The organism is Zunongwangia endophytica, from assembly GCF_030409505.1.
Classification (GTDB): domain Bacteria; phylum Bacteroidota; class Bacteroidia; order Flavobacteriales; family Flavobacteriaceae; genus Zunongwangia; species Zunongwangia endophytica.
In genome coordinates this window covers 2,418,764-2,431,870 of the sequence record NZ_JAUFPZ010000002.1, presented here as the reverse complement: position 1 = coordinate 2,431,870, position 13,107 = coordinate 2,418,764, and the positions used below count along the sequence as shown (strand labels likewise).

Annotated in this window: 17 protein-coding genes; 3 read left to right on the top strand and 14 right to left on the bottom strand. The window is 36.3% G+C overall.

Annotated elements, in window-relative coordinates; all coding sequences use genetic code 11:
• The 8 genes from QWY91_RS10600 to QWY91_RS10565 form a co-directional block, all read right to left on the bottom strand.
• Positions 1-402, bottom strand: a complete 402-nt coding sequence (locus QWY91_RS10600; protein WP_290234746.1) for a hypothetical protein — start codon at positions 400-402, stop codon at positions 1-3.
• Entirely contained in the window at positions 402-917 is a 516-nt protein-coding gene (locus QWY91_RS10595) for a hypothetical protein (protein WP_290234743.1), read from the bottom strand. Before QWY91_RS10595 ends, QWY91_RS10600 begins: the two co-directional genes overlap by 1 nt.
• A 61-nt stretch (positions 918-978) precedes the next feature.
• The gene (locus QWY91_RS10590; RefSeq protein ID WP_290234741.1) at positions 979-1,539 is read right to left on the bottom strand and encodes a hypothetical protein; all 561 of its coding nucleotides are present in this window, start codon (positions 1,537-1,539) and stop codon (positions 979-981) included.
• Positions 1,540-1,541: 2 nt separating this feature from the next.
• Positions 1,542-2,360: an IPT/TIG domain-containing protein gene (locus QWY91_RS10585; protein WP_290234738.1), complete on the bottom strand. Its 819-nt coding sequence runs from the start codon at positions 2,358-2,360 to the stop codon at positions 1,542-1,544.
• A gap of 2 nt (positions 2,361-2,362) precedes the next feature.
• On the bottom strand, positions 2,363-3,568 hold the full coding sequence (locus QWY91_RS10580; protein ID WP_290234736.1) for a hypothetical protein: 1,206 nt from the start codon (positions 3,566-3,568) through the stop codon (positions 2,363-2,365).
• Positions 3,569-3,570: 2 nt separating this feature from the next.
• Positions 3,571-4,506 carry a DUF6712 family protein gene (locus QWY91_RS10575; RefSeq protein WP_290234734.1) on the bottom strand — a complete coding sequence of 312 codons (936 nt, stop codon included), beginning with the start codon at positions 4,504-4,506 and terminating at the stop codon, positions 3,571-3,573.
• 2 nt (positions 4,507-4,508) lie between these two features.
• Positions 4,509-5,852 (bottom strand): hypothetical protein, encoded by a 1,344-nt coding sequence (locus QWY91_RS10570; RefSeq protein WP_290234731.1) that lies wholly within the window; start codon positions 5,850-5,852, stop codon positions 4,509-4,511.
• Positions 5,852-6,205, bottom strand: a complete 354-nt coding sequence (locus tag QWY91_RS10565; RefSeq protein WP_290234728.1) for a hypothetical protein — start codon at positions 6,203-6,205, stop codon at positions 5,852-5,854. Before QWY91_RS10565 ends, QWY91_RS10570 begins: the two co-directional genes overlap by 1 nt.
• Positions 6,206-6,309: 104 nt before the next feature.
• On the opposite strand from QWY91_RS10565, the gene QWY91_RS10560 reads away from it, so the two are divergent.
• The 3 genes from QWY91_RS10560 to QWY91_RS10550 all read left to right on the top strand — a co-directional run bounded on the left by QWY91_RS10560 (position 6,310) and on the right by QWY91_RS10550 (position 8,826).
• Complete coding sequence (locus QWY91_RS10560; RefSeq protein WP_290234725.1) at positions 6,310-6,870, top strand: hypothetical protein; 561 nt, start codon at positions 6,310-6,312, stop codon at positions 6,868-6,870.
• On the top strand, positions 6,860-8,362 hold the full coding sequence (locus QWY91_RS10555; protein ID WP_290234722.1) for a terminase large subunit domain-containing protein: 1,503 nt from the start codon (positions 6,860-6,862) through the stop codon (positions 8,360-8,362). The genes QWY91_RS10560 and QWY91_RS10555 overlap by 11 nt, the downstream gene beginning before the upstream one ends.
• A gap of 161 nt (positions 8,363-8,523) precedes the next feature.
• The gene (locus QWY91_RS10550) at positions 8,524-8,826 is read left to right on the top strand and encodes a hypothetical protein (protein WP_290234721.1); all 303 of its coding nucleotides are present in this window, start codon (positions 8,524-8,526) and stop codon (positions 8,824-8,826) included.
• Between the two features lie 15 nt (positions 8,827-8,841).
• Here the strand turns inward: QWY91_RS10550 and QWY91_RS10545 are convergent, their stop codons facing one another.
• The 6 genes from QWY91_RS10545 to QWY91_RS10520 form a co-directional block, all read right to left on the bottom strand.
• Positions 8,842-9,696 carry a DNA adenine methylase gene (locus tag QWY91_RS10545; RefSeq protein ID WP_290234717.1) on the bottom strand — a complete coding sequence of 285 codons (855 nt, stop codon included), beginning with the start codon at positions 9,694-9,696 and terminating at the stop codon, positions 8,842-8,844.
• Positions 9,697-9,821: 125 nt separating this feature from the next.
• The gene (locus QWY91_RS10540) at positions 9,822-10,577 is read right to left on the bottom strand and encodes a hypothetical protein (RefSeq protein WP_290234716.1); all 756 of its coding nucleotides are present in this window, start codon (positions 10,575-10,577) and stop codon (positions 9,822-9,824) included.
• A gap of 107 nt (positions 10,578-10,684) precedes the next feature.
• Positions 10,685-11,008, bottom strand: a complete 324-nt coding sequence (locus tag QWY91_RS10535; RefSeq protein ID WP_290234713.1) for a hypothetical protein — start codon at positions 11,006-11,008, stop codon at positions 10,685-10,687.
• Positions 11,008-11,589 (bottom strand): hypothetical protein, encoded by a 582-nt coding sequence (locus QWY91_RS10530; RefSeq protein ID WP_290234712.1) that lies wholly within the window; start codon positions 11,587-11,589, stop codon positions 11,008-11,010. Before QWY91_RS10530 ends, QWY91_RS10535 begins: the two co-directional genes overlap by 1 nt.
• Position 11,590: 1 nt before the next feature.
• Positions 11,591-12,073 carry a hypothetical protein gene (locus QWY91_RS10525; RefSeq protein ID WP_290234709.1) on the bottom strand — a complete coding sequence of 161 codons (483 nt, stop codon included), beginning with the start codon at positions 12,071-12,073 and terminating at the stop codon, positions 11,591-11,593.
• A 10-nt stretch (positions 12,074-12,083) separates the two neighbouring features.
• Positions 12,084-13,106: a hypothetical protein gene (locus QWY91_RS10520; RefSeq protein ID WP_290234708.1), complete on the bottom strand. Its 1,023-nt coding sequence runs from the start codon at positions 13,104-13,106 to the stop codon at positions 12,084-12,086.
• Between the last annotated feature and the right edge of the window lies 1 nt (position 13,107).

Genomic DNA, 13,107 nt, shown 5'->3' with positions numbered 1-13,107 from the left:
CTATTGGTATCTGGGGCTTTTATCGTATCCTTTATTACGCAATGCATCCCTTATTCGTGCCTGATCCAGTTTTGCTTGATAGGGAGTAATTGTAAAGTCTATTAAAGTGGCCGGCAAAATTCCGGTGCAGCCGATACAATGATTTTTTTGCCGATCGGAAATTTTGAACTGGAGAATAAATTCATATTCTTTTCCCTGGGAAATTTCTCTGGTCGATTCGATCTCGAAGTGCCTCTTGTTATATCGATCAGTAATAAGCATTTTGCCTTCGTGGTTTAGAACCACAGTAGCCGGAATGCTAATAGTGACCGAATCTTCAACAGGTTCTTTTTCGGATTTCTGCGCAAAGGTGTTGGTAGTGATTAGGAAGAACCCAATCAAAAGTGTAAGAATTGTTTTCATTATTGAGGTTTTGAGTTTACTTGATAATCCTGAACATCCTTCCAATGTTCAGTTTTGAATTGTGCCGTTTGAATACCGGATCTCATGGCTTTGATACAATGATCTTTTTCGATCCAGTTAAGAAGAGCAACCATATATTTACCTTTTTGGTTTAAATGCTCCAGATAAAGATTCCATCCCAAAACTTCGCTTACAGTTTCATGGGCTGAGCCGAAATTATAAAGACCATACTCATTCTTCAGAAAGAACCAATTGAAAAAACCGCCAAAGGCAACATTGCCAAGTTGATCTAAAGCGATAGCAATTGCCAAAAAGAATTGCTTTGTACCGGAAATAATATCTCGAGCTTTTCGATTCTCTTTGGTAATGGAAACAATTACTTTCCAAATAAGAGAAGCAACTAAGCAGGGAATGAATAGCGCAAAGGCTACGAGAATAAGAAAAAAAGCTAGGAGCAACTGGCCAATATTACTGAAGAATTCAGATAGCCAGGATTTGAAATTTGAGAGATTCATTGGGTTCAGATTTATAATGTAAAAGTCTGAACCCAGTGATTTTAAAAAAAGGACAGGAGGATTATGATAAGAAAATAAACTGGTCCCCTACAATTTCTCCATTTATGGATAGTTTGTTAAGCAGAAAACCCTGAGCAAATTCATTATTTATTTGAACTTCTGGATCATCTAATGTACCTCCTTCAAAATATTGTAGAACCACTTCGAATGTTGGGTATCCGTACTCTGTAATGATTGCTCCGTACGGTAGTTTATTGTTGTTTAAAGCTAAATATTCCATCAACTTCACATTTTCAATCCATTCAATAGTCTTTTTGTAGTCTTCATCCGATTTTGATTCCGCTATATCAAAATTTGGATCATAATCAGGATTAGGATATTTGAAGATGCTTGCGATATTTGTAGAATTTGCGTAATCATTTTCAAGACCACAAAACTCCATAGTTTTAGATCCTAGAATAATTTCTTTCTCGTCTTTTAAATAAAACATGACAAATTTTACTGATAGAAAATTTTCGTTTCTTTTGATAGTTATTTCTCGGTCTTCAATGAAAACATTCTCAAATTTTCCTTGAACTGCCATAGGCGAATTATATACACCATTTTTAGGTAATAATTTCATCTTTAGTGTTTTATAAGTTTTATTTGTTTAAGTCCTGAATTATATGCTGAAACTCTGACTAATAATGCTCCTGTATATCCTGCACTATTATAAATATGTTCTTGTATGTCATTTACGTAAAAAATCCAGGACTCTCCTATTCTTGATAACCTTCCAACATCGTTAAATATATCGCCTCCGTCTCCATCTCCTGAACTCGAACCATCAGCTAAATAGGATCTAATTTGCTTAAAAGTGAAAGACGAATTAAATCTCCATACCATTCTAGACACTTCATTTAAAGTATCTGCATTCAACAGCTGTATTTGTGTTACATTACCTGAAGTTGCTGTTGATCCCCCTAAAGTAAAATCCTCTAATTTTCCATATATACTAAAATCTTGATTTGCATCAATATTTACCCAGTCTGCGCTCACTAGACTGTTTTCGATATCTTTTTTGATACCGCCTATACTCAAAATTGGGTTATTAATTAAGTTAGTCCAATCATCTACTTGCGGTACTAAAACTTCTCCTAAGCTTACAACCCAGTAATTTGTCAAAGTTAGGATACGCCCATTATTTAATATAATATTGAAAGCACCTTCTTGATTACCTGATCTTACCTTAAAACTAATTTCTTTACTGCTAATAAATCTAAAATCACTAACTGTATTGTCTAGAATATTAACTGTCATATTTGGTGTGAAATAGTCACCGTAAACTGTGATATCTTTTGTTAAATCTGGAATTGAAGATGTTTCAGATAAAGAAGTCACATATGGTTCTGGATAACTTGGAATATCTTTTAATTGATTTGGATGTATTTTTGTAATTGACATAATTAATAGATTGCGATAATTTTTGATTTTGTACCGTCTGAAAAAACAGGTGGAGCTTCAACGAACTCAATTATTTGTGTCGTGCTTTCAAAGTAATCATCTCCAAGAGTTTGAAGTAATCCGTTTAGATAGACCAATATTTTACTAGGCTGAAATTCTTCTGAAGTTTGAAATATTTTATTTTGGCCATCGATTTCTCCAATTAATCCAAATTCAATGTTTGTTCCTAAACTATTAGAGCTTCCTGTATGACTATTCTGATCGTGATATGCTTTCGCTTCATTGATTGCTTCCTGTTTTGCACTTTCTAGTTGTGCTGCAGTTACATCCCCAGCAGGACCTTTAAGAGTTTCTAGGAATTCTTCAAAGGTTCCCTGGTTATCTCTAGATAGCCAATCTTCATAAGCTGATAAGCCGGGATCTCCTTTACCTCCAATTAAAGATATTAGCCACTCTGACTCTGTTCCAGTAAAGCCATTATCCAAAGCAGATTGATAAGCTGATTTTCCTTTTGGTCCTAATAGTGATTGCAACCACTCTGATTCTGTTCCCGTAAAACCATTATCCAAAGCAGATTGATAAGCTGATTTTCCTTGAATACCACCTAGGCTTTCGATCCATTCAGATTGGGTTCCTTCGAATCCTTCATCTTTTGCTAATTGATAAGCTGATTTCCCTTCTAAAGTTCCTAACCATTCGTCGATAGTTCCTTGATAACCTCGAGCAACTGCAACCTGGTAAGCGGAAAGGCCGTTATTACCGTCCTTTCCAAATGCATTCCATTTATTGTTATACCACAGATAAATTATCTTTTCATCCTTTACGATGTAGAAAATACCTTCCTGGCCTTCTTCAGGCCGATCGGCAATGGTATTAAATAATTGAACTGGAGCTTCATTTTCTGAAGCTCTCCATTGCCCATTTTCGAAAGTGGCCACAAACTGTGTGTTCCCATTGGCAGGAATTATTACTGCCCATGCATTTTCTTCTGCTTCTGGATGAGCAGCTTTTAAGGCAGGTAGTGAAGTGTGAAATTTATAAAACTTCTCAGGATTCAAATTAGCTTGATCAATCAATTCGGCATGATCGCTCAAAATCGTAGCTATTTCCTCAAAGTCTTCTGCAGCAACTTCAGTTCGCCGGTTGATTGAGGGATTTACATTTCTTTTTGCAGAAATATTTATCGATGGTCTTTTTGCCTTTCCCATAACTACAAGCTTACAATGGATTTACCGTTTAAAACCGGATTAATTAATTTCTGATTTTCACGTTGATCGTATTTTTTAAAGATGCCTGGGAACTTCTTAAGATGGCGAATCAGATCTTTTAAGATTTCGTTTCCTTCGTGCGATTTGGATTGCTCGATCTTTAGAAGCTCGACCTGATCTGCTTTGGTTCTATTCATTCCCGGTATTTCTTCGAACACCGTAAAAAGACCTCGAGAGGATAACTCAAAAATGCCTTCTTTAGCAATTTCAGCAATGGCCAGACATACTTGAGCCCATCTGGAGATTTCAAGAGCTTTCCTTTCTTCAGGGCTATTTCCCTCTTTAATTTGTAAAAGCGTCTCAGCTCCCAACAGACCTTCAAAAAATTGTTTTTCTACTTTTCGTAAGTATGGGCGTAAGGCGAGGAAAGTGAGACGACTTTTTGATATGTTATATATTTTTTGAAAATGTGCTGTTTGGCTACATAGTAATTCTTTAAAAATGGTGTATTGATCGGAATTAACCCAGCTCTCAAATTTATCCTGGTTAGCCTCCATGATTTCGAGCGCCTGATCGATAGCTTCCATGCCGGAATTCAATAATTCTACTCGTAGATCTTTTATCTGCCACCACTGTGCTGGTTCTGAATTTGAAGATGTAGAAATATATAGTCCGCCATTACTAGAGGAGACTATTCCTACTTTGGTGTAACTTAATAATGATAAATTTGAGGAAGCTTCCTCAAGTAAATCAAAAACTTCTTTTTCAATTTCGTCTTCTGGAGCAGCATCGCTCCACGAATTATAAAGCTCTCTTCCAATTACGGAAAGGATATGTTTCCGCTCTTGTTTTCTTACCTGGCTTTCGATTATTTCGAATGTGAAATTGTAATTAACAATTGCGTATTTCTGTATAGTTGCTATATTCTTAACTAGCATAATTAGATCTCGTTTTGGGTTCCGGTTGGGTTTTTGTCTAGCGTAGTAAGATTGGTCACAGCAAAGTCACCTTCCAGATCTTCGTCCCATTTGTTATAATCGCGCAGAAGTCGCCAGATATCAAGAGTGGTCTCACGTTTCGTTTTGAAAAGGCTGTTTAGGATGCTCATGGCTTCACGCTTATCAGATCCGGATCCTCCGTTTAATTTTCCTCCAGGAATACCAACTCCCATAAGGTTGGGATCCACTCCAATCGCAGACATAATTTCTGAGTTACCTGCAGAAGAATCTAATAGGCCTTTTCCCTCGCTGCTGTTTTCATCTTTTAAAGGCACAACCTCGATACCTTTAATCCATTTCCCTTCACGATCCTTAAAAACTGTCGTTTGAATGGATTTCCCGGCATTTTTATTTCCGGCTAAATGCGCATCAATAGCATCTTTTAAATTTTTACGAATCTCCAGTTTTTTATTGGTGTCGAATTTCTCCCATTCATCAGCATAGGTGCGAGTGAAATACTCATCAGAGATATACACCATGTATTTTACGTTTAACTGATTTTCTGAGAAGTGTTTTTTATATTCAGGAATGGCATTTACTACTTCCATCCATCCATTGCGGAAAACGGAATGATGTGAAGGTTCAGGATAGTAAGTTTCATCAATAAGGGGATAGTAAATGGGCATAGTGAATTTGTGGATTTTATTCCGCTTACAATGTTCCTTCACTTCTTCAGCGCTGCAATAATTATCTACCACCGCAATTTTACTCACATATTCACTATCTACTGTGGTATGAGGTTTCCAATTATGACAGAAATAAGAGTTTTCAATTATGCCGGTCTTTGGATTGATTTCTTCAAATCTCATTTTTGCAGTTTGCAGCCTGCGGAGTGAGTAAATCTTCGAGTAGTCATTGGTAAGAATATACTCTGGCCACCCAATATCAAAAGTCTCTAGATCTGTAATAATTTCGGTAAATACACGGTGAATTTTATTTCTTCGGAAAAATTTTCTGATGTCCGGTACCGAGTTTAACGATACGATTTGAAGATCTTCCTTTCCATTATTAGCTTCCTTAGGTTTCATTAATCGAAATCCCTGCCCATAATGAGCCGCGCGGTTAAATCGATAACTCGATCCAGCGGCCCCATTTTTCTTAACAACTTCTAGAAATCTATTAGGATATTGATTATCATCACCCCACTTTACGATTTTCCCTGTTGTGCTAACTCCAGTTTTTTCAATTGGAGCGCTGGTATGATTTCCTTTCCCTTTTCCGGAGAATACAAATGCTGCCTCGGTACCGGTCCCGAAATGAATATGGTTATGTTCGTATAGACTCATTAATAAATGACTTTTTTGCCGTTGAATGAAATGATGTAGCGAATATGGATCTTCTTAACCTCGCCGTTCTCCAGACGAATATTACGCGTCTTATTAGAGAAGTGCTGCGGGTTCTTTCTAATCTTTGGAATTTTTGATTTTTTGAAGTGCTGTAAGGCATAGATACTATTCTTATCCATTCCTGCTTCTTTCATCACTTGTTTGGCATTCTCATAACTATTTAAAGTGCCACCACTTTTAGAATTTCTATTAAAAGTGCGCACGGCAATATCGAATTTGACCGCTTTACCATCAGAGTCAGGTTTGCGCATTATCTCGAGCACTTGATTTAAATAGATAGTTTCTTCTGCCATACTCCAAAAGTGCGAATGACTTGTGCCTTAAAAAAGGACAAGAATTAAGTGTCCTTTTTTAAGGTGCTTTGATAGGTCAATTTTGAAGTAAAACCTCAGATAAATTGGCAAACATCACCACAAAAGACACTCATTTCGATAAGGTTTATGGATCCTTTCTCGATAACACTATTCAGCTAAGTGATTTTCAGGAAAAAATGAAAAACCGCGTTAAAACGGCATTCACATTAATGTTGGATCGGAAAACTAGAGACCAGGTATCGAAAATCCTTCAGGATCAATTTGAAGTTTCTCAGGCTACAGCCTATCGCGATATAGGGAACGCTCTAAAAATTTATGGAGATGTAGGCAAGGCAGATAAAGAGGGAATGCGATTTCTAATTTTCGAATACAACCAGCAAGCTCTTGATATCGCATTTAAAGAGAAAAATCTGGCAGAAATCGGGAAAGGTTTAGACCGCATGATCAAACTAGCGGATTTTGATGGAGATGATAAGTTGGTTAATCTCGATAAGATTAAAAACATGGATATCACTATCACTTTGGATACTCAAAGTAAAAAAGGTATTGATAAAATAGTATCTGGAGGAGTTGTAGATCTTAATGATTTTGAAGCGGAGGATACTGATTTTGAAGAACTCAAAGAAGAAGAAGATGAAGAGTAAAAGAGTTCGTCTGAATGCTGCTCAGGTTATTGCTGCTACTGCAAAACAAAAACAGAAATTTTTGGAGTGGGGCAGGGGATCTGGAAAGACTACCTATTTAGGGTATGATTCTCTACAATTAGTGAAGCAAATGCCAAGAGGATCTTTTGCCATGGTTGGCTCTACTTACAGCCAAATTCTTTCTCGATTTATGCCAGCTATCAAAGAAGGTCTTGAACTATTTGGAATCTATGAGGGCATTGATTACGTCGTCGGATCTATGGCAGGGAAAAAGATGGGGTTCCAGATGCCTTTTCAGTCACCTGAAGCATTTAATAATATTTGGCATTGGTCTAATGGTGCAATTTTTCAATTTGTAAGTCTAGATCATAAGGATAGTGGACGTGGTCTTAATTCTTATGCTATTCGTGGGGATGAAGCTGCACTATTCGACGATGAAAAGTTAGCTATTAATGTAACAAACACTAACCGAGCTAAAAAAGCACAATTTAAAAACTCACCACTTTTGCATTCTGAAGTTTACACCTCTTCAACACCTTTAACTAAGAAGGGGAAGTGGTTTACTGATATGGAAGAAGAGGCTAGAAAAGATCCTTCTGGTATATTATTTCTGAAAGCTACGGCTAAGGTAAACATGGCCAACATTCGTTCTGACTATTTTGAGCATATGCGTAAGTCGTATAGGGATGATATCATCTACAACGCTGAAATGTTAAACATTCGACCGAAAGAGATCACGGACGGCTTTTATCCACAACTTACAGAAGATAATTATTATACAAATTTTGATAACGGCTATCTAGAGGGAATACCTATTACAGACCTTAATGGAAATTCTCTTAATTGCAGACAGGATCTAGACGTTAAAAAGAATGAACCACTTATTATTAGCGTGGATTGGGGAGCGAATATTAATAGTATGACTGTAAGTCAATTACAAGATGATACCTATCGAGTGCTCAAAGAGTTCTATGTCAAGTCACCAAAGATGCTGGACCATTTATTTCTAGAAGAGTTTCTTCCGTACTACTTACCACATCCAACCAAAGAAGTTTATTTCTATTATGACAGGACCGGAAACAATAGAATGGCCAATAGTAAAATGACAATGGCAGACCAGGCAAAGGAAATCTTAACTAAATCAGGGTGGACAGTATATAAAATGACCACAGGTGCGAACCCATCATACACAGAAAAGTTTAGGCTTATCAATGTGGCGCTTCGTGAGGATGGAAGGCGCAGAGGATTACCTAAGATTAGAATTAATAAAGCGAACTGTCCAAGCCTTATTGTTTCGATGGAGAACGCTGAAGTATATGATCGAGGGAAAGGTCTTGAAAAGGATAAGCGGTCGGAAAGAAGAAAGGGTATTGATCAGGAACATGCAACACACCTAAGTGATACGTTTGATTATCCATTCTATTCAATGTTCGAAGGAAAACTAGACGCTTCTCGAGCTGGAACTGAAGATCTACCACTCACAACTTTCTAAGCTACGTATACTTTCATATTTGCATGACTTTTTGCTATGGCACAAGTCATTTCGCTACAGGCTACGGCGTTTGTAAACACGTCGATTTTTGATAAAAAAATACAGTCTTTAAGTATTTAACTAATTGATAATTAATATTATAAACTTTTATTTTTGAGAAAATGAAAACAGATTACACAAAAGAGATTAAAAATTTGATTCAGGATAACTATACTCCCGTAGATTCTCAATTTTCAGGAGGCGATTATCTTGAAAGAAAAACACTTTCTAATATTTATAAATTAGTAACAAATGTGCTTCCGGAACGTTGGATCTATGAAAGTGATATACAAGAGATATTGTTGGAACTTGGTTTTAAAACTTTTCTTCACACTTATCCAGAAGTTGAGAAAGATGGTGAAGTGATCAGAGAAGAATACTCTGATTTATTTTATTTTATGGAAAGAAAAACAGCGGCTATTTAGCCGCTGTTAGATTACTTAAATAGTTTTGTATAGCATTATATCGGTATAACTGGAATTTTTATTGAGTTGATTACTAGTTGTGGACCTTGTGGAACCTGAGAAAGGATTCTGGGTTAAGGATCGAGTCTCAATCCAATCACACAGTTCTATGATCTGACTTTTGTTACTAGTAAAGTAGAAATAGGAAGAGTTGTCCAGCAGGTTTAAAACATCCAGATAATCACGAAGTCTCCAGTAATTTTCATTTGTATAAGAAGAGGTGTCTGTTGATAGATAAGGAGGATCAACAAGAAAGATAACATTATCATTTTGATAGGATTCGAAAATATTCTTATAGTCATCCGATAATCTTTCTACTTCATCCAAATATCCATTACAAGAATAATCATTCAAACGAATCCTATTGTATAAAGTGGATTTTTCGAATTCAATATAGTTGTTAGCATATTTCCCACCAAAAAGTAATGATACCGATAAGGTTACATAATCAACATATCCAAATTTCGCTTCATGATTCCTAATGAATTCCATAACCTGATCTTTTTGCAAACCAAGTATTTTTTTATCTCTAGGATAATTTTCCAGGTTATTTCTCAGCTTAGCCAACAAAGTGTTTGTGCTGGGAATTTCTTCCAATCTCTTTTTAAAATTGTCATAGTCATTCCATATTACCCTGGCTTCGGGATATTTCTGTTTGACAGAGTGAGCGAGTAATCCAGATCCTCCAAATATATCAATGTAAATACCATCGCTTGGGAAACATTCTAGAGCTTCATCAAACTTTTTTAGAAATCTTCTTTTTTGTCCTTGAAATGGTAAAGGAGCCTGTTTGAAATTCTTCTTTTTTAGATTTTTGTTTACTTTTGTCATTCTCACAATCATTATTAATAATTAAATAATTAATACTCCCACAAGGTGGAAGGCCTTATGTCCTCCAGTACCTTGTTGGGTTTAATTATTAATGATTGTGAGAGATCTTAGTAAACTGGGGGACTTTATAACATCCCTTCGATTTTATGCAGATCGAGTTTGTGTTGGTGCACCGCTTTTTGTGTTCGGTTAATCTGCTGGCCAATTTTTAAGCGCTCCTCTTTACTACTTTCTTTCTCCAGAGCTTCTTCCCAATTTTCAATTCGCTTCGATTTCTTATTGATATAGTTAACCAGGTTTGCTTTTTTAAGGAATAGATCTTTCTGGCTCAATTCTGAAAAATCGGTTTCCGTTTTCGTTGGGAGTAAGGTTTTGTGATCTTGCCAGTGATCTAATTCTCTCCAGATCATTTCTCTTTGCTCATCTAATGCTTCAATCTTTAGGATGATTTTTAAGGCCTTATTTACTTCCTTGGTAGGTAGATCATTTAAAACAAACTTTAAGTCGCTCATGTCGTAGAAGAGATCCTTCAATTGACGATATCTTACTTTTAACACAGCTGGCAATTCGTTGTATTTAATTTTTTGGAAATAAGCAGAAGCACTTTGCTCAATCTGGTTTTTACGTTCCATCTCGACCTGTACCGGTTTCGGAGTTTTCGCGACTACTTTTTCAATCGCTGGCTTAGGTTGTGGTTTGGAATAAGATCTTGTTTTGGATAGTTGGCGAAGCTCTTTAATGAGTACAGCCATATTGCGTGGATTCTGCCCGCGTTTTAAATTGGCCAGCGTGCGGGATTTCACAATATTGGATCCTGCATAAAGATCGATGCCTATATTGTAATCTTTAGACTTACTATTTAACCATTCACTTATTTCCATGATCCAAAGTTGCGGATGGCACAAGTGATTAAAAAGGACATAAAAAAAAACCGCCAGGAATTGCACTGGCGGTTTTTAGCAAACTAAATTAAAGTAAAGAAACAGATTTATTTTTCAGCTATATTTTCTAAAGCCTGAAGCTTAACTTCAGCAATACGATCGATTGTTTTGGTAGCACTTAACCTGGCTAAAAGTTCAATTTCATTTTTAGTCCTGGCATTATTCACAAGCTTCGCAAAATCTTTTACATTGAGTTTTTGCTTTTTAATGAAGGCTTCAGCATCGGGACCAAGTTGGATCCAGGGAAAGACCCGGCGTGGAAGTTTGTAGATTTCAAAAAGTACATTATTACTAACTTCTTTTTGAGCATCTACGCTTCCAATGTTTGGGATCACATAACGGCCGGGTGCTATCTTAAATGCTTTTTTCATTATACATCAGGTTCTGGAGCCGGTGCAGGAAATTGAGTAATTGTTCCTTCGTAGTCTGGTGCGAAATATGGCTGAGCATCTCTTATAATAACCTGGATATTTTTTGCGTCTCCAGGAGCTGCACCAGTATTTCCAGTAAACTCTACGATATATGCAGGACAGTTTTGACTTCCGATCTGTACAAGGTTTCCAGTTTTTTCTCTAACAATAAAGATCATTGGCGTATTCTTATAATATCTAAGATAACCTTTGGTCTTTTTGTTATTTCTCATTGCTCCGGTTAACGAATTCTGCACGCCAAGATTAGATTTTTCTCCTAATTGCGTGTTTTCTACACTTCCGGAATCTGCCTGAATTTGAATTTTATGGAAACCACGACTTTCTTTGAAAGTGTGAGTTTCAGCTATTGCTCCAGCTTCTTCGAAATTTGTAGCTACATCCAATTTTGGGGGGGCAGCTATCACTTTAAAATCTGAAATAGCAGCACCATAAACTTCAAGATCACTAATTCCAGAAATAATTTCATCGGTTGCACAGAACTCGATATTTTCTAATTTAATTGGATCACAGTTTTCAGACATCTTATTCGATTATTTGGGTTAGGAATGAACAGTTCCCAAGAACAAGCTCAGAAATTACTTCTTCTGTTCCCAGAATTTCTTCCTGGCTCATTGGATGTCCATCAATTCTCAATTTCTTAGGCGTGTTCGCTTTGAACTTCCATTTTCTTCCACGATCATCTTCATAGTGATCGGGTGCAGAATCCTCATTTAAATCTTCTCCAGATTTTGTAGATTCTTTCTGAGTTTCCGGATAATCTTCAGAAGTTTCAGATTCTGTATTATCGGGTACGGCTTCAGTCGATTTTGTATCGTTTTCACCTGTTTTTGCATCAGATTCTTCAGAATCCAAATCAAGCTTATCCGACTTCTCTTCAGCTTCTGCTTTCGCTGCTAATTCAGCCTCTTTGTCTTGAATAGCTTCTTCTAGTTTGGCATTAGTGTCAAGGCCCTCGGTTGAAATACCGAGTTCCTTGCACCTTGCCTTAAGTTCTTTTTTGTTCATGCTTTAGATTTTATGCTGTTGCTGGGGATACACCATTAATACCGAAGTATTTTTGGTTAAGTTCAGAAGATCCAAGGCCGTATCTATCATCGCTAAAATTGGATACTACAACCATCTGGTTAATTAAGAAGTCATAACCTCTCCACCATTCCATAAAGATTTTTACTTTGTAGTTTTCTTTCTGAACATCGGTTACTCGTGGTTCATCGAAAACATCTATTAACTTTCTGAAATTATTTTCTGTAGTACCGAAAATTACATCACTTTCCATTCCATCAAGAATTACGATTTCTCGTTTTCCTAAACGGGTTTTCATAACATCCCCTTGGAATTTATTTTGTCCGAATTTATTTTCATAATCCAATACATAGCGCTCAAAGTTATTTTCGGACATAAAAACTTTTTTGATCTTTCTCTTCAGCTTTCTTGGTAATTTTCTTTCCCATGCTGTAATTTCATCTACTATATTAACATCAGTAAATACATTTACTGGAATTTCAAAAGCCGGATGTTTTGGCGGAGTATCACGGCTAACCATTTTCGATAATATGGTCTCAATACCATCCATAGAATATCCAAACTCATTTTTTCTTTCAGGATCATAAGTTCCAGAAATTGAAAGCGTTTGAATGTTATCGATAACCTTTGGAAGAAGCTCATTTTCGATAATATATTTCGAAATAGGCATCTCCTCTTTTTTCTTATTTTCAGCGTATAACTCTGCAAAATACGAGTGTAGTATATCCGCAGGAATTATTGGATAGTTAACCTTCTGGTGAAAATCTGTTAAGATTTTGTGCTCGATCTGTAGTTTACCCATTTCTTCCCATTCAGTACTAAAGCCTTGAACAACATCAGTCATTAAGGTATGAGCCTGAGGGAATTTACCTTTAATTTTAGTTAGAGGTTTTGTATGCTTGTCTAGTGTAATTTCTGATCTATTTAGTGATGCAGAAATGAGCTTTGGATTGTTCGCTAAGAATGTTTTTAATTCTTTAACTACATCATCAATTTCTATAGTTGGGATTTCCATT